This is a genomic window from Singulisphaera chitinilytica, assembly GCF_049331405.1.
In the GTDB taxonomy this organism is placed as follows: domain Bacteria; phylum Planctomycetota; class Planctomycetia; order Isosphaerales; family Isosphaeraceae; genus PoT.
The window spans coordinates 4,674,870-4,690,354 of the sequence record NZ_CP186274.1 but is presented as its reverse complement, the minus strand read 5'-3'; the positions used below and the strand labels follow the sequence as shown (position 1 = coordinate 4,690,354).

Below are 15,485 nucleotides of genomic sequence, written 5' to 3'. Positions count from 1 at the left end.
AACGCGAAAACAAGCGGCCCCACAGTAGCTTCAACTCCCGCAGGGCCTGTGCGACGGCACAAGGGCCCCTTGCCATCGCGTGACGCACCAGCCTGGGCGAGCCGGCGCTCGGATTTGAGCCGGGCCAAGCTGCAAGGGGACGACACGAGAGTGCCAATCGGGCCAGGATCAACTCTCGCTGACCTTGAAGCGGACGATAGCGTCCGATGAGGCGACCCATGCAATCTTATTACGCTCGGCCGAGGAGGGTGTCGACTCTCTAGGCCCGGAGATGCTCGGCCAGGAAGGCAAGGATGCGACGGCGGATGTCCGCGAGGACCGCCGGATCTGTCCCGCCCAATCCGTGTGCCCCGCCCGGGACAGTGATGAGGTCGTGCTCGACGCCCTTGCGAGCAAGCTCCCGGTCCATCAACTCCGACTGCTCGTAGGGCACGTCCGTGTCCTTGGTCCCGTGGATGAGCAGTGTCGGAGGATAGGCGGCCGTCACGTTGCGCAAGGGGCAGAGGGGGTCGAACGCCAACGGCTCGGCGACGGGGTCGCGACCGGCCACCTCCCTGGGCCAGAGCCCCTGCTGTCGGGAATACAGATAGAACCGCGAGCGATCGTTCTCGCCGGGATCCTCCGAGATGACCGCACGGCCCACGGAGCCCCGCGCCTCCTCCTCCGAGACGATGGCCCGGCTGCGGTAGAACGGATCGGGCCGGCTGAGCCAGGCCCCGGCGATGTCCCCGTAGCCATAAAACGAGACGAGGGCCCTGGGACGCGGCTCGACCCGAAATCCCGCCATCAGGGCGAGATATCCCCCCGCCGATGCACCCATCACGGCGAGCCGCTCCGGCGCGATATGGAGCAGTTTCGGCCCCCGCTCGCGGACCCAGCGGCAGGCGTCCTGGACATCCTCCAGGATCGCCGGCAGCTTCGTCTCGGGCGCGAGGCGATAGTCGATGGAGACGACGACATAGCCGGCCCCGGTGAGGGCGTCGAGCAAGGCGCGATCGCTCTTCCCTTGGGCGATGCCGCCGCGATGGCCGAAGATGAGCGCCCCGCCGTGGATCCAGACGATCACGGGGCGGGCCCCGTCCCGCGGGGCGCCGTGGACGTCGAGCTTGATCCGACAGCCGTCGACGACCTTGTAATCATACGTCTCGCGGGGCCCATCCTCCTCGTAACCTGACGCCGCGGTCGGCATCGCCCAAGAAGTTGCCCCCAAGGCCGACAATCCGAGGAAAGCCCGCCGGTTGAGGCGAGGTCTCATAGCTGACCTCTCACGAAGGGGGAATGGCGGTCGAAACCCTCTGGCTTTCTCGTGCATCCAAAAAGGAAGGAGCTTCGAGCACGATTAAGGCAGCCTGGATGGCCAGGATAGATGCCTCTCACGCGAGCCGTAGCTCGCGTCGGATTCTACTCGCGGCGAGTCGCTTCGCAAGAGCCCGACGAAAGGCAGCGCGATAAGTGCTCACCCTTGGGCTCAACGCTTGGGCGGCGCCTCAAAGCCTTTCGACTTGGCATAGGCTTCCAAGGCGTCGTCAACTACATCCGCTTTGTCACGTCGACAGAACTCCGCGAATCGAGCGAGCCATTCTTTCCACTCGGGCCTAGAGCGTAGGGTGAACGTCTCAACCTTCGCTCCACCTAAAATAGGTGGCCGGCCAAGTTTGGGCGTAGATTCTTCAGGCGAAGGTTTCCCCTTCTTGCCCATCGCTGGAGATCCTATCAAGAAGGGTGACGCGGACATCTCCCAAACTCCTGCTCTTAGGTTTTACGAAATAACACAGGTTCGCCCCAGAGCAATTGTACGCCATCGCCCCTTTAATGCAACGACATTGTCACACAAAAAAAGACCTGCTTGGGTATTGACGGCAATCTTTATCGTGTTACATTGTGAGTGTGCCTGAGAGAACGTCTCTCAGAAACAAAAAATGGCTCCGCCCGATGTTCGAGATCGGGCGGAGCCGGTAGCAAGGCTGTTTGGGGAGCCTCACCGATGGCGATCGTACCGTCACGTACTGTCCGCGTCTACACCTGTCTTCTGCCCATCAAACCTACCAGGGTTGCCCCTCACCACAATCGCCCCTTCGCCGAGGGGATCCTGCCCGAGGTTGCACCGCTCTCCTGCCCGATTGACCAGAGGCCCTTGCCGAACATCAATGGCTCCGGCCTGACCTGCGAGCAGTCGCGGCGGATCAACGGGGCGAAGAACCGGGCGTTCGCCGAGTACGCCCACTCCTGTCCCGAGGCCTCCCTGATCGATTGCGAGCGGGTGGGCCGCAAGGCCACGGCCGACGAGATGCGTCGCCTGCTCAAGGAACGCCCCCCGGCGCCGCCGCACAAGGCCGCCGCCGACGAGCTCGAGGTCGAGCTGCTGAAGGACAGCCAGATGACGGACAAGGAGGCCAGGCGCGTCGTCAGCGCGTACTGGAAGGGGTTCTGTGCCTTCGAAGATGCTCACCCCGGCGTCGATGCCGGGTGGTGCGAGCCGCACGGCCAGAAGGCGGCCGACGAGATGCGTTGGAAGATCAGCCGAGAGCGGGCGCTGGCCAAGCGAGAGGCCGAGGCGGCTGTCCTGGAGCCGGAACCCGCCCCGGTGGCCAAGCCGGCCCGGAAGGCCGGGAAGACTCTGCGCTTCTCCCGAGAAGACGCGCAGTGGTGGGCTGAAAACTCGCCGACCCGGAACTTCGGGTACGAGGTGCTCTCCATGGGACGTCGCTGGGATCGCCGGGCCAATGAGGCCGCGGTTCAGCACCGCCTTGAAGTCGGCCTCGCGTCCTGAACCCTCCCGGGGCCGGGGCCTGTCCCCCGGCCCATCCCCTAATACAACGGGAGGGCCCAGCCATGGCCACTGCCTACGCTGATCGAACGATCTTGGTGCATCTGATCGACTCGCGGGACGAGCACAACGCCCCCGACACCCTGACCATCCGCGTGACCGACGCTTCCAGTGGGGACGAGCTTCGCTACCTGGTGGGTCGGGAGCGACGCGGCATCAACTCGGGCCGGCCCTTCGACGTCGAGTCCTTCGACACTGCAGAGGCGGCCGAGAGCTACGCCGATGAGCTGGCGAGTTGGAGCCGAGAAGAGCTCCAACTCGAGGCCACCGAACGCCGGGAAGCTCGGGCCCAGGCACTCCGCGACCTGGTTGCGGGCTGGTACCGCGACGACCCGGCCCGCGAGATCGTCGAGGCCTGCGCCGAGGCGATCGAGAAGGGCCTGGAGCCTGACGTCATCGCGGCCCTGGCCACCCATGACCCGATGCCGCGGAGGCGGGGGAGTCCACTAAATGGCCTCCCTCGCCGACGGCAAGCCGACTCCTGCCCAAACGATCTCAATGACCTCGACGTCATCACGGCAACCGGATGCTGCGGCTGAACACCAAAGGGTGTTGTCAATGACAATACCCTTCGGCCGGCGCCGCCCCGAGCGAGGCAAAGGGTATCCGTTAAGTGGATACCCTTCGAGGCAAACCCAGAGGGTGTGCGCAGTTAGCACACCCCTTCACGACTGACGACCCATCCAAGAGACCACAACCGAGGGGGCGCACGGCCTGCGCTTCCCCTGAGGAGATACCACGATGATCATGCTCGCTCGCGACCACGAAGGCTCCGACGACTCGCAGACCCGGCGCTCGATGCTGGGGAGCCTGCTGCACGGGTTGATGTTCGGCAAGGTTGCCAGCCTGCGGGAGGCGGCCGAGCCGACGACCATCTTCTATGACGGGGACGGCCTCGGGCTATCGGGCGGCTACTTCGCCCTCGACTTCTGGCCCGAAGGGTCGTGGGAGGCCTTATCTGACGAGGAGCGTGCCGAAGGCCTCGATCACATCCCCGGTGTGGGCTGGTTCGGCCTTCGGCGGGCCCACCGCGACGAGGTCCTGACCCCTGGACCGGAGCCCGAGCCCGTCTCGACCGAGATCATCGGCGAAGGTCGCATGGCTTGCGTGGCGCGAGTCTGGAACCCGGGTGACGTTAGCACCTGCCGCCGCTGCATGCGATGCACTGCCTTCGCATCGGGGCGCAGGCCGGGTTTCGACGCCTGCATGGTCCCGCTCGAGGACTACGACGGCCCGACGGTCGAGGCTGCACCCGAGCCGACTCCCGACCCCGATCCCGACGCCGACAGGATCATCGCGAGGTTCCGCGCCTTCCCTCACTTGGTCGAGGTGGCCGACTGCAAGTGATCCCTCGCGATGACGTCGGCATACCGACGTCATCGCCCCTTTCGGGGTCTAAAGCCTCACGATATTGCCGGTCGCGTCGATCTCTGCCTTTCGCCTCACGAACGACGTGGGGCAGGGGAGGGATGGAGAGGCACCGCCCGAAGCCGTCCCGATGATCTTTGACAATCTGTGCTCGGTATTTTACATGGCCGCCCGTCCATCATGAACGGGCGGGCGGCCATGCATTCATGGTCCATTCTGACTAAGATTTTGATCGGGACCGAAAATTTTCTCCGGGAACATTGACCGGGGCCTGACAACAAATTGTGGCTGCTGGGTAGTTAATTTGCCGCGGAAACCCGACAACAAACTGTTGTTGAATATGATCTAAACTGAGTTTTGAACACTAATCGCGTTCGGCTGCCTATCAGCGATGAGTAGATGTTTACTAAAGCGATTGCTTCGCCCTGCCGAACTCTCACTCCGGGAGGAAAGTTACCCGGATTTGAACTCGACACGGAGGTTGGGCTCATGACAACTGTCATCGTCCTGGCGGGCCTGAACGGCGGTACGGGCAAGACGACGATATGTCACTACCTGGGCGGGGCCCTGGCCAACGACGGCCTGAAGGTGCTCCTCGTCGACAACGACGCGTCGCACGGCCTGACCTCGCTGCTGGCCGCGGCGGACGAGCACGAGTATCGCTCATCGGGGAACAAGGAGTCCGTCCGCCTGAAGGACGAGGTCATCCGGAGCCGCTACGCCAACCTCTTCCGGATCCGCGCGTGCTCCGAGCTGAACGAGCTCGCGCGGATACCGATCAGGGAGCGTCAGGCTTGGGGGAATGTCGAGATGTACTTCTACGACCGGTTCCGCGAGTTCGAGATCATCCTCATCGACTGCGCGTCGGGGAACGGGCGGCGTGCCAGGGGCTGCATCCTCATGGCGGACCTCGTCCTGATCCCGACCAGGGCGGAGCCGTCGGGGGTCAGGGGAGTCCGGCGTACCATCCGGTGGATCAATTGGACGCTGGCCGCGGCCAGAGGGACGATGATCGAGAGCCGAGTTGTGGTCAATCTACGCCCGGCCAGATCTCTGGACACGACCTATCACGAGTCCCTTCTCCGGGAAGACTTCGGCAAGGACGTACTGCCGATGACCATCCCGACTTTGGAGGCGCTCAAGCGACCCGCCAGGGCCGACAAGGAGGGGAGGATGGTCCGATCGAACTCGCGGCATAAGGATCCCATGGGCGTGATGTCGAGCCTGCTTCCGGTCTACATGAAGCACTCCTCGAGCTTTGCGTTACCCACGCCGCTTCCGGCCCCCCGAATTGACGAGTCGACCACTGGTGAGTCGGCCTTCGAGACATACCCTCTCGCCTAGTGCGTGCGGCTGCCCAGGGTCGAGTAACTTCATCTTTTACTCGCTCGCAGATCCAATCATCCTGGACGAGCGACACTCAATCCCGACCTGACCTGTGCCGAGGACCTTGCGGCATTCATCGTCCTTCGAGGGGCGTCCGGGGCAAGTAGCCTGTCATCATTCCTCGAACCGTTGCGAGACAGCTCGGCGCGAACTCCGAACCGGCTGCACGGATCCGGGTGAGGAACCGTCCCGCCGGGGCTGGATGGTAAGCCATGTCCTTCGAAGGGCTTGCGTCGAGAACGGTTTGACCCTGGGACGGTCGGGACGGTCGAAGGGACCAGTCGACTATGAGCGGTTTCGACGGGATCGGCCCATCGACCCGGGACGGTTGCCCGGGACGGTCGGGACGGTTACCTTTCCCAACCGTCCCGAAATCGGTCAAGCCGCAACTTATTTGCCTGAAACAAGTTGCGTCGCTCGCCTGGTCGTTTCGGGACGGTTGGGACGGTTGGGACGGTTGTTTCCAATCTTGAGAGGTTCAAAAGAAAAATAAGAGAGGAGAGAGGAAGAAGAGCAGGGGGCTTTATCAGCCGACCTGCCGGGCGATGTCCGAGGCCCGCGACAGGTCACGCTCCGCGTAGATCTGCGTCACGTCGGCCTTGGCGTGGCCGAGGACGACCTGGGCCGCCTCGAGGCTGAAGAGCTTGCGGATGCGGGTCGCCACCGCGTGGCGGAGCTGGTTCGGAGCCCACTTGGGCACGCCCGCCTTGTCGCACGCCCGGGCGATGGCGGTGTTGTACGTCCGCTTGTCATAACGCCGGCGTGGTGCCCGCTTCGGGGAGGCCTTGGGGCGTCGGGCCGCCTGGCTGGGAGTCATCGGCGTCTTGCGGTTGCGACGCTTCTCCGCGTTCCTCCGCTCGACCGCGACGATCGGGCTGAAGAGGTAGGCCTGCGGGTTGGCCTGCAGCCACTCGGCGAGGATCGCCTGGGCCCTGGGGCCGATCGGGATGGACCGGTCCTTGCCACGCTCCAGGGTCTTGTGCCGGCCGGGCCGGTAGATCCACACGCCTTCGCCCTGCTCGATCTCGCAGCCCCGCATCGTCATGACCTCGCCGGGCCTCATTCCGGTCAGGTCCTGGAGTTGGATCATGGCCCGGATGGGCGCGGTCACGTGGGGAAGGACGGCCGCGACGTGCTCGTCGGGGACCGGCTTCACCGCGGGGGCCTCCCGGGCTCCGTCGCGGCCTCGGCGGAGGCCCTCGACGGCCTTGAGGCCGTGATGCACGTCGGCGGGGATCAGTTCCTCGCCCGCCGCCCATCGGAACATCCTCTGGATCCTCTGGATGCGGGCGTTGATGGTGCTCCTGGCCAATCCCTTGTCGATCAATCCTTGCCGGATCGTCTTGAGGGCCTTGGGCCCGAAGGCCCTCGCGGACGTGTGTCCATAGAGGGGCTTGAGGTGCCTGAGCGCGTCCCGGATGTTGTCGAGCTCACGGGCGACCTCGCCCTCTCGGGTGTAGTACCGCTCGGCATGGCGCCAGTACAGCACCATGAGCTCGTTGACGGAGAGGTCATCTTGCCGGGGCCGGTCTCCCCGCGAGGAGGAGACGTCGACGGCCCGTGCGGACCTCCCGCCTCCTAGCCATTCCGCGATGACGCGATCGTACTCGGCCTTGCTCCCGGGAGAGCCGTGGGGCCCGAGATAGACCTGACGGCCGCCCAGAGTGACGACCGCATGTCCGCTGGCCTTGTGGAGCCGATAGGAGGGGAGTTTCTTTGTGAGTCGGGGCATAGTGCGGTTCCATTCCGAGGTCACAAAGCGGTATGTACCGCTTTAGCCAAGGGTTTGGGGCCGCACCTCCGACCACCGGAGGGTAAGCGTAAGTGCTTTCGGCGTAACACTTTCGGGTAATGGGCGATGCAGGACTCGAACCTGCGACCCCCAGCGTGTCGAGCTATAAAGTAGATACGCGGTCATGCCCGGAAGTCTATTGGCGTCAGAGAGTTTAGCCGATGTCTAGATCGCTGCAAGCCCCAATGAAAGCCGCTAAAAACCGCCATTTGTCGGTAGTATCCCGGCGGTTCGGTAGTACCAAGTAGTACCGTGCCTGGGCCTTTGAGACTGACGCGGGTTGCTGGGGAGGGGGCCACGAGGATGAAGCTGACGTCGTTAAAGCTACAGGCAACGCCATTGACGCCATTAACGCGGTCTCTTCCACGGTGAACGGCACCTCTCTCGGTCTTTTTTTGAAGCCCAGAAGGACGCCTTTAACGCGGTTAACGCGATCGGTAGCCACGCGTGCGATCTATCAGCCTACGCCATTAACGCGGTCAACGCGGTTTTTCATTTTTTTTTTCGGAGAGATTTCCTTGTCAGGCTCTAAATTTAGATGCTCCTGATGCGTGTGTGAACATTCCTGACGACTCCGCGCGGCTGACGCACTCCAGTTTGCCTGTCACATTCCTGGGGATCCGGGCCGAGGCCACCCACGAGGCAGCCCCCGCCCGGTCCCCCTGTCTGCGCCCGGATTGAGAAGGAACGGCGAACGGGCAATGACGTCGCTACTCCCGACGTCATCGGGAACGATCAGATCGAGAGTCGCTCGCGGTGAGCGATGAACTCGTCGAGGCTCTTGCAGCCCGAGGCCCGGATCTCCTCGACAAGGAGAAGCGCATGCTCGATCAGCAGGTCGGAGCGCGGGTCGCCATCGTCGAGCTCGTTACGGACGCGAGCCTCGATGTAGCCCGCCAGCGTCTGGGTGAACGTGATGCCATCCTCGCCCGGCTTGTCGAGGTCGCGATCGTCGATCGTGTTTCCGCTCCAGTCGTCAACCCAGAGCGTGATGCGGTGCCCTGTGGCCAGGGCTTCTCTCAGGAGCTTGTGCGGGTTCGCGGGCTGTCGCTTGGCTTTAGTCATGATGTAGATCCTGGTGCGTGTGCTAATGAGGTGGGGGCGCCGCTGCCGAGGGGTATTGTCAATGACAACACCCTTCGAGGGTCAGGCGACGCAACCGGTCGCCGAGATGATGTCGAGGTCATCGAGCTTGGAAGGGCTCGAGTCGGCTTGCCGTCGGCGGGGGTACACGTCAGATGTGGACCCCCGCCTCTGCGGCATCGGGGCATGGCTGGCCAAGGCGGCGATGACGTTCGACTCCAGCCCCTTCTGGATCGCCTCGGCGATGGCCTCGACGATCTCGCGGGCCGGGTCGTTGCGGTAACAGTCGGCCACCAAGTCGCGGAGCGCCTGGGCCCGAGCTTCCCGCCGTTCGGAGGCTTCGAGCTCGAGCTCTTGTCGGCTCCAACTCGCCAGTTCGTCGGCGTAGGATTCGGCCGCCTCGGGTGTCGCGAACGATTCGAGGTCGAACGGCCGTCCGTAGTTGATCCCGCGTCGTTCCCGACCCACCAAGTAACGGAGCTCATCCCCACTTGAATCGTCGGTTACGCGAATGGTCATCGTGTCGGGAGCATTGTGTTCATCCCGCGAATCGATCAGGTGCACCAGGATGGTTCGATCAGCAGAAGCAGTGGCCATGGATGGGCCCTCCCGTTGGTGTTGGGGGATGGGCCGGGGTCTGTCCCCGGCCCCGGGAGGGTTCAGGACGCCAGGCCGACTTCGAGGAGGTGCTGGGCCGCGGCCTCGTCAGCCCGGCGATCCCAGCGGCGTCCCATGGAGAGCACCTCATACCCGTAGTTCCGGGTCGGCGAGTTTTCAGCCCACCACTGGGCATCTTCCAGGGAGAACGGCAGCGTCTTCCCGGCCTTCCTGGCAGGCTTGGTCACCGGGGCGGGTTCCGGCTCCTGGGCTGCCTTCTCGGCCTCTCGCTTGGCCAGCGCCCGCTCTCGGCTGATCCTCCACCGCATCTCGTCCGCGGCCTTCTGGCCATGCGGCTCGCACCAGCCGGCATCGACACCCGGGTGCTTGTTCTCGAAGTCGCAGTACCCCCGCCAGAACGCGCTGACGACTCGCCTGGCCTCCTTGTCCGTCATCTGCGAATCCTTGAGCAGCACGACCTCGAGCTCATCCTCGGCGGCCTTGAGCGGCGGCGCCGGGGGCCGCTCCTTGAGCAGGCGACGCATCTCGTCGGCCGCGGCCTTGCGTGCCACCCGCTCGCACTCGGGCAGCGAGGCCTCGGGACAGGACCTGGCGTACTCGGCGAAGGCCCGGTTCTTCGCCCCGTTGATCCGCCGCGACTCCTCGCAAGTCAGCCCGGAGCCGTTGATGTTCGGCAACTGCCTCTGGTCGATCGGGCAGTACAGCGGGGTCTCTTCGGGCAGGACCCCTTCGGCGAAGGGGCGGTCGTGATGGGGGGCAACCCTGGTGGGCTTGATGGGCAGCTGGTAGACGTAGACGCGGACGGTACGTGCGGGTACGATCGCCATCGGTTGGGCTCCTCTGACAGCCTTACCACCGGCTCCGCTCGATCTAGTACATCGAGCGGAGCCATTTTTCTGGGAAGAGCGATTCTTCCCTCAACACCAAAAGTCTATCGAACCGCTAGCGGATGTCAAGCTTCCGAAGATGAGCAATATCGAAGAAATCTCGGCGAAACACGATGAGCGATGCGATTTTGATTTTGCCAGCGGACTGCTGTACAATTACTTGCGTTCTCTTCGAACAAGACTTGAGTCAACGGGGCGGGATATGGCTCTTGATGGGATGTTGCTTGTGGCACGATCTGACAGAAATGTCGACTCCAGTGGGGAATCCCAGAAAAGCCGTCCTATCGCGATTACCGTCCGTGGCCACGACGAGTGGAGAGGATGGGCGAATCGCCTGGCCGAGTTTACTTCGAAAAAACTCGGACTTCCCGTTTCTTTAAGCGCATTAGTAGGTATGGCATTGTCCGACTATGCGAGGAAAATCGGATTCAAAGAGGAACCACCCGATCGATGAGCGACGCATTGCCATGTGGCAACTTCGTTCACTTTGAGATCGCACAGGAAAGGATTCCGATGAGTGACGTCCCCTCACTGAGACTTATAGGTGTATCCAACTCCTTCAGCCACCTGCCAGCACTTTCGGAAGGCCCCTCTCCATTGACCGCAATCTCGGCCAAGTGGCGTCGTGTGTATGCCACCGAGTACGTATGGCAGGAGCTCGACGAAACCGTGGGCATGGTCAGCACCGTGATTAATGCCACACGGATGTGGCGGGCGGTAGGAAGCCCCGCGGGTTATGACCCCAAGACATGGCTTGAACTCGCCAAGCCCATCGTCCATGGGCTCAGTGCCTATGTCGAAAAGCTCCGGGCATTGCCTGGCGAGTTCGACGATGATTTCGACATCGATTTCAACGTATTTACCCAGCGTGTGGATGTCGAGCATCGTGGCGAGCGAGCCGGCGATGACATTTTTGCTTTTGTCCTCGCATATGCCTATGCGTGCTTGCTGGACTCTCGGACTGTGCCAAACTCACAAGCTTGACAGTCCCCCGATGTCAGGGACCACGATCCCTGAACCAACGCACTGGTCCTCGGTAGTTGACGCTACCGCGTGGCCACTTTGTTCGTGGATCGGCTTAATGAACAGCATCGGCGACCACCTCTCCGAAGGTGATCGCCGATGCTGGAGAACTGATCCCCTTCCTGGAGTAGGAAATTCATTAGAGCTCGGTCAACCTATCCAGAAATCCCGTCACAGCTCGTGACGTCTAAGGCCTCTTTACCTCCCCGTAGCATGGTCCGATGTCTAATGCCTTGGCAGGCCTAAGGAATCAAAACGCGCCAAGTGAGAGTTGGAATTGGATCCCTGGGAACTCGGATTTTACAAATTGCTTGCCTCGGAGACGCGAATGGCCGGAGCATCATTCGCGGGCGGGTCCTGATGAACATCGACAGCCTTCGATTCCTCTAAGTTAAGTGCTAAGAGACGAGAGAGGATCTCGTAATCAGTCACATCGGGCTTCCACCCGTATGCGGCGAGTACCGCTTCATCCAGCGCACGTCGGGACAGCTCGAACCAGCTAGGCCTCTGGTTATAGAGATTCGTGAGCGTACGCTGAGCAAGAAGATCCGAGCTCTTCGAGTCCTTCGGGACAAGTCGCCCGTGACGAACGATCCCGATCCCATTTTCATCAGGGGCCCGGACGAGTCTTCCCCAAGGCCCCTCGATCGTCGCCGGGAATTCGAGGACTTCCGTGCGAGTCCATTCGGGCGGATTTAGCCAGGCTTCTATCGAGTCGTCGAAGGAGCGGGCCGCCTCCGCTATCACGGCCTTAAGATTCTCGAAAGGCTCGGGGAGCGGGAATGTCTCGAAGCACGTCGTCGGCGTGTAGCGGAATCCGCTTTCTCGCTCGCGGACTTGAGTCCCCCTGGACCTGGCCCAGACCTCGTGGACGCGAGATCGCAGGATCCCCGAGAAATAATCATCATCCCTCGAAAAAACAATAAGTTGATGATCGGGCAGCGTCGGGGAAGCCACCCAGGAAAATAGTCGGTGCTTCGAGACCGTCGTCGTGCATAGGAACCGATCCAGCTTGCCGGTTGCTCGCCGGAGAGCGGGGCGAGGTTCCACATGACACCACCACCGCTCGCGGTATACCTCCCTCTTGTTATTGGCCCGCATCGGCTTGACCAAATGCCCAACCTTCGAGTATGGGGCTTCGTAAAACGAGGCCATCGTTTCCGAGCGATCGAGCCCGAAGTCGATGATCCACATGTCTCGGTTTCGCCGTGCGAGATCCAATCCATTCATCCAGGGCACGATGACATCGCTATTAGGCCTGCCATGGGGATTCGGTGCCTCTAGCAACGCCCTCGCCTCGGGGCCTGTGATTTCAAACTTCCCGCCTTTCGTGTCGCCCATGAAGGCCATACTGAGGTTGCGCGACAGCCGCCGCGATGAAGTCAGATCTGCCTCGGAAGCGGTCAGGTCGCTATTGATCCGCCCGACCGATTGGCCATTGAGGAACCTGGAAGCTTCGACGCCTCCGTCGAATCCCACCATGGAAACGTGGACGGCGGCCCCATTTAGAATCCATTCCTGATCACTTATTCCAAAAAATATCTCTCCGGATTCCTTAATATTTTTCAGGCATTCTCGATTTGCCCCTCCCCGGATGGCCTGCGTGGCGATCAGCCCCGCTCGCTTGGATTTCCCATCGGCGATTAGGCGGCGGGCCTTGTCGAACCAATAACAGCACAAGTCCGATTCGGGGCGAACGCGTCCTTTCCATAATCGAAAGAGTGCATCTATATACTCATCACCGAGCCCGTGCCGGAGCCGCTTCCCCCCCAGGAAGGGCGGATTGCCGATGATGAACTCGGCCGAAGGCCACACGGGCTCCATCGGCTCCTCCGGGCGGGATAGATCCAGGATCGCATCCTCGTTGAGTAGGTTGTCGAGCGAGCTCAGGATCGGTTCTTTGTCCACCTGATACCCGTTTGCCCGGGTCCACTGGAGCCATCCGATCCAGATCGTGACGCGGGCCAGGTCGTAGGCATAGGGGCTCTTTTCTATGCCCCTAAGCTGTGCAGGCCCCACTTTGGGATAGAACCCGTCGATGTTCCTCTCGGAGGCATAGACCAGGACTTCCTTCTCGAGATCTTTCAATTTCTGGAGCGCCACGTAGAGGAAGTTCCCGGAACCACAAGCCGGATCCAGGATCGTGACCTGCTTGAGCCGGAGCAAGAATTCGTGGACGATGCTCCTGGCTTTGCGCAACCACAGAGAATCCTGGTTTGTCTTTTTCGCGAGAACTTTCTTGCGGGATCGGGCCTCGCCTTTATCAAGCCACCCGTCGAGTTCGATCCTGGCTGTCTCCCACTCCCTCCGCAGCGGGGACAACACGACAGGTTCGATCAGGGTGGCGATGTCGGTCCGGCTCGTGTAGTGCCTCCCGACTTCGGCCAACTTCTTGGGGTCCATCCCCCGCTCGAATAAGGTCCCGAAGATTGAAGCGTCCACCTCAGCCCAATTGAGGCGCGACACCCTGTGGATCGCCTCGACTTCGAAGCTCGTCAATTCGAGCGGTTGGACGTTTGCAAATAAGTCACCGTTAAAATATCGGATCTTCTCGAGGGCACATTCGCCCCCGGTGTTCATGGTCTCGAACAGCTTGAATATCTCCCTCGATACCCATCGCGGGTCGCGATGGGTCTTCTCGATGATCTTCGTGAAAACCTGGCCATCGAGCAATCTCACGCTCTGCGCGAAGAGGCAGAAGACCACGCGATCGAGGAACATCGCCACCTGGTGCGGATCGAGACCACGGGCCCTCATATCCTGCGCGATCTTCGCAAGGCCCGCGGCGGCCTTGTCCGTGATGACCTCGACATCTTCGTCGGGGGACAGCTTGTCGGGATCGTAAAATAAACGTTCTACAATGCGACGATTCTCGGTATTGCCCAGGTCGAGCAGCTCGACAGCGTATCGCTTGGTTGCCTTGCGCGTGAAATTCGTCCTGATGTCCAAAATCCTCATATCGCATGCAGCAAGAAGGGGCGGATTTAGCAGCGACTCGCGGTATTGGCGCAGCTGTTCATGGGCCTGATCAAGCTCTTTCCCCTGGGACTTGTATTCCAGAGCGAAGAAATCACGCTTCCAGACATCGGCCCGTCCACGCCTTCCATTTGCCTTGGCTATCTCTCGTTCAAACGTAAACGTGTCTCCCACTCCATCCATCTCGGATGGCGTGGGATGATCAAAGACCCTGCACAGATCAATAAAGTGTTCTTGAGAGCCCGAACGCTCTTTCAGCGTAGACCTACGCCACTTGGATACGAATTGAGAAACGTTCACAGAGGCTGCTCCCGCCTGCGTCGGAGGGGACGTGTATTTTCCTTCCTTATCTCTATTGTCCCGATTATCCATAGAATCAGGAAATATAAAGCTAAAAAGGGGATTTCACCAAACGCAAGCTGTTGCTCCGTACATGTGGATTGATCAAACAAAGATTAAGGTTCCGCATTTTTTAGTCGGACATCGGGCCTATCCCCATGTGATGGATCATCGGGATCAAACCGAGAACATCCCATCGCACTCTCTGGGTTCGCCGACCTTGTCTGGACCGACGAATCGGCCCCGACGGTCCCCGAAGTGCCACGTTCGACGAGCTCAAGGCGCGGTATCCCACACTATGGCCGTCAATCGCCCGGTCGCTGCTCAGGTGCCGACCGGGCCTGGGTTCGACCGATGCGATCGCGGCCGACCTCAACCCGACGGTCTGCTGCTCCATCGATCGGGATGGGGGGAGCCCGATCATGCGGACTTCGAACTGGTTTATTCGCTGGACTTGCCGACGAGGGCGGCCGAGGTTATTTCATCCGCATCCTCGGCTGGCGGGTTGTCGAGGTGGTTACTGCCGAATGAGGGCGGTCCGAATGAGATTACATCCGGCGGAGCAGGCGAATGGGCCGGGGCGAACCCCCGGCCCATTCGCGCAGGGGTGGCCCTCGACGATCATCGGCTCGTCGAGGCTTCGCCTATACCCGCTCTGCATCAGGTAAATCCCTACCTTTGCATTCTTACCCTCACTAATTTAAATTGGGCGGATGCGACACGACCCTGTCTCCTGTGTGTCGGCGAATGCCGGCCCCTCGCATGGCTCGAACCCCGATAGGGCGTGAATCGAATGCCCTGTCGCAATCTCATCCCCGCGGGGTGTTATCCGTGCACATCCTCCTCGAGAACGGCCCATTCGGGGGCTGCACGCTCAGGCTCGACGGGTCCGATTGCGTCCCACGCATGATGTGGTTCAATCGCGCGGGCGAGCTGACCGACGCGACGACCGATCGCGATGAGGGCCTCTCCCGGTGGATGGGCCGGGTGGTCGAACCCGTGCCCCACCTCGAGTTGGAAGGCATCTGGGAGCCCTGCACCGAATTCGGGTACGAGAGGACCTCGGAGCCGGAGGAGGGATTTGACGTCGTGTTCAGATTCGCCGACACCCTCTCCTGGGTGCCGGGCGACAAGCCCGCGAGCGGTGGCCTGCCCGAGTAGGCCACGCCCCGGCGATACGACCGAC

The 15,485-nt window shown here is 61.7% G+C and carries 13 protein-coding genes; 7 read left to right on the top strand and 6 right to left on the bottom strand.

All coding sequences use genetic code 11. From position 1 onward, the window contains the following. Positions 1-259 precede the first annotated feature (259 nt). Positions 260-1,210, bottom strand: coding sequence for an alpha/beta hydrolase (locus ACOYYX_RS18650; RefSeq protein ID WP_422931420.1), 951 nt, complete (start codon positions 1,208-1,210; stop codon positions 260-262). Positions 1,211-1,984: 774 nt separating this feature from the next. On the opposite strand from ACOYYX_RS18650, the gene ACOYYX_RS18645 reads away from it, so the two are divergent. The 4 genes from ACOYYX_RS18645 (at position 1,985) to ACOYYX_RS18630 (ending at position 5,539) form a co-directional block, all read left to right on the top strand. Then, positions 1,985-2,770, top strand: coding sequence for a hypothetical protein (locus ACOYYX_RS18645; RefSeq protein ID WP_422931419.1), 786 nt, complete (start codon positions 1,985-1,987; stop codon positions 2,768-2,770). A 62-nt stretch (positions 2,771-2,832) separates the two neighbouring features. After that, complete coding sequence (locus ACOYYX_RS18640) at positions 2,833-3,366, top strand: hypothetical protein (RefSeq protein ID WP_422931418.1); 534 nt, start codon at positions 2,833-2,835, stop codon at positions 3,364-3,366. A gap of 202 nt (positions 3,367-3,568) precedes the next feature. Next, a complete protein-coding gene (locus ACOYYX_RS18635; RefSeq protein WP_422931417.1) occupies positions 3,569-4,174 on the top strand; it encodes a hypothetical protein in 606 nt (201 codons plus the stop codon). Between the two features lie 510 nt (positions 4,175-4,684). After that, positions 4,685-5,539 (top strand): ParA family protein, encoded by an 855-nt coding sequence (locus tag ACOYYX_RS18630; RefSeq protein WP_422931416.1) that lies wholly within the window; start codon positions 4,685-4,687, stop codon positions 5,537-5,539. 568 nt (positions 5,540-6,107) lie between these two features. Here the strand turns inward: ACOYYX_RS18630 and ACOYYX_RS18625 are convergent. The 4 genes from ACOYYX_RS18625 to ACOYYX_RS18610 form a co-directional block, all read right to left on the bottom strand. Continuing rightward, positions 6,108-7,313: a tyrosine-type recombinase/integrase gene (locus tag ACOYYX_RS18625; protein WP_422931415.1), complete on the bottom strand. Its 1,206-nt coding sequence runs from the start codon at positions 7,311-7,313 to the stop codon at positions 6,108-6,110. Positions 7,314-8,108: 795 nt separating this feature from the next. Beyond that, positions 8,109-8,438: a hypothetical protein gene (locus ACOYYX_RS18620; RefSeq protein ID WP_422931414.1), complete on the bottom strand. Its 330-nt coding sequence runs from the start codon at positions 8,436-8,438 to the stop codon at positions 8,109-8,111. A gap of 81 nt (positions 8,439-8,519) precedes the next feature. Beyond that, complete coding sequence (locus ACOYYX_RS18615; RefSeq protein WP_422931413.1) at positions 8,520-8,924, bottom strand: hypothetical protein; 405 nt, start codon at positions 8,922-8,924, stop codon at positions 8,520-8,522. Between the two features lie 191 nt (positions 8,925-9,115). After that, positions 9,116-9,901, bottom strand: coding sequence for a hypothetical protein (locus tag ACOYYX_RS18610; protein WP_422931412.1), 786 nt, complete (start codon positions 9,899-9,901; stop codon positions 9,116-9,118). 139 nt (positions 9,902-10,040) lie between these two features. Between ACOYYX_RS18610 and ACOYYX_RS18605 the strand changes: the two genes are divergently transcribed. Beyond that, positions 10,041-10,415, top strand: a complete 375-nt coding sequence (locus ACOYYX_RS18605; protein ID WP_422931411.1) for a hypothetical protein — start codon at positions 10,041-10,043, stop codon at positions 10,413-10,415. Further along, positions 10,412-10,945, top strand: coding sequence for a hypothetical protein (locus ACOYYX_RS18600; RefSeq protein ID WP_422931410.1), 534 nt, complete (start codon positions 10,412-10,414; stop codon positions 10,943-10,945). The genes ACOYYX_RS18605 and ACOYYX_RS18600 overlap by 4 nt, the downstream gene beginning before the upstream one ends. Positions 10,946-11,284: 339 nt before the next feature. Here the strand turns inward: ACOYYX_RS18600 and ACOYYX_RS18595 are convergent, their stop codons facing one another. Next, positions 11,285-14,260, bottom strand: coding sequence for a class I SAM-dependent DNA methyltransferase (locus ACOYYX_RS18595; protein WP_422931409.1), 2,976 nt, complete (start codon positions 14,258-14,260; stop codon positions 11,285-11,287). Between the two features lie 870 nt (positions 14,261-15,130). On the opposite strand from ACOYYX_RS18595, the gene ACOYYX_RS18590 reads away from it, so the two are divergent. After that, positions 15,131-15,460 (top strand): hypothetical protein, encoded by a 330-nt coding sequence (locus ACOYYX_RS18590; RefSeq protein ID WP_422931408.1) that lies wholly within the window; start codon positions 15,131-15,133, stop codon positions 15,458-15,460. Positions 15,461-15,485: the final 25 nt, after the last annotated feature.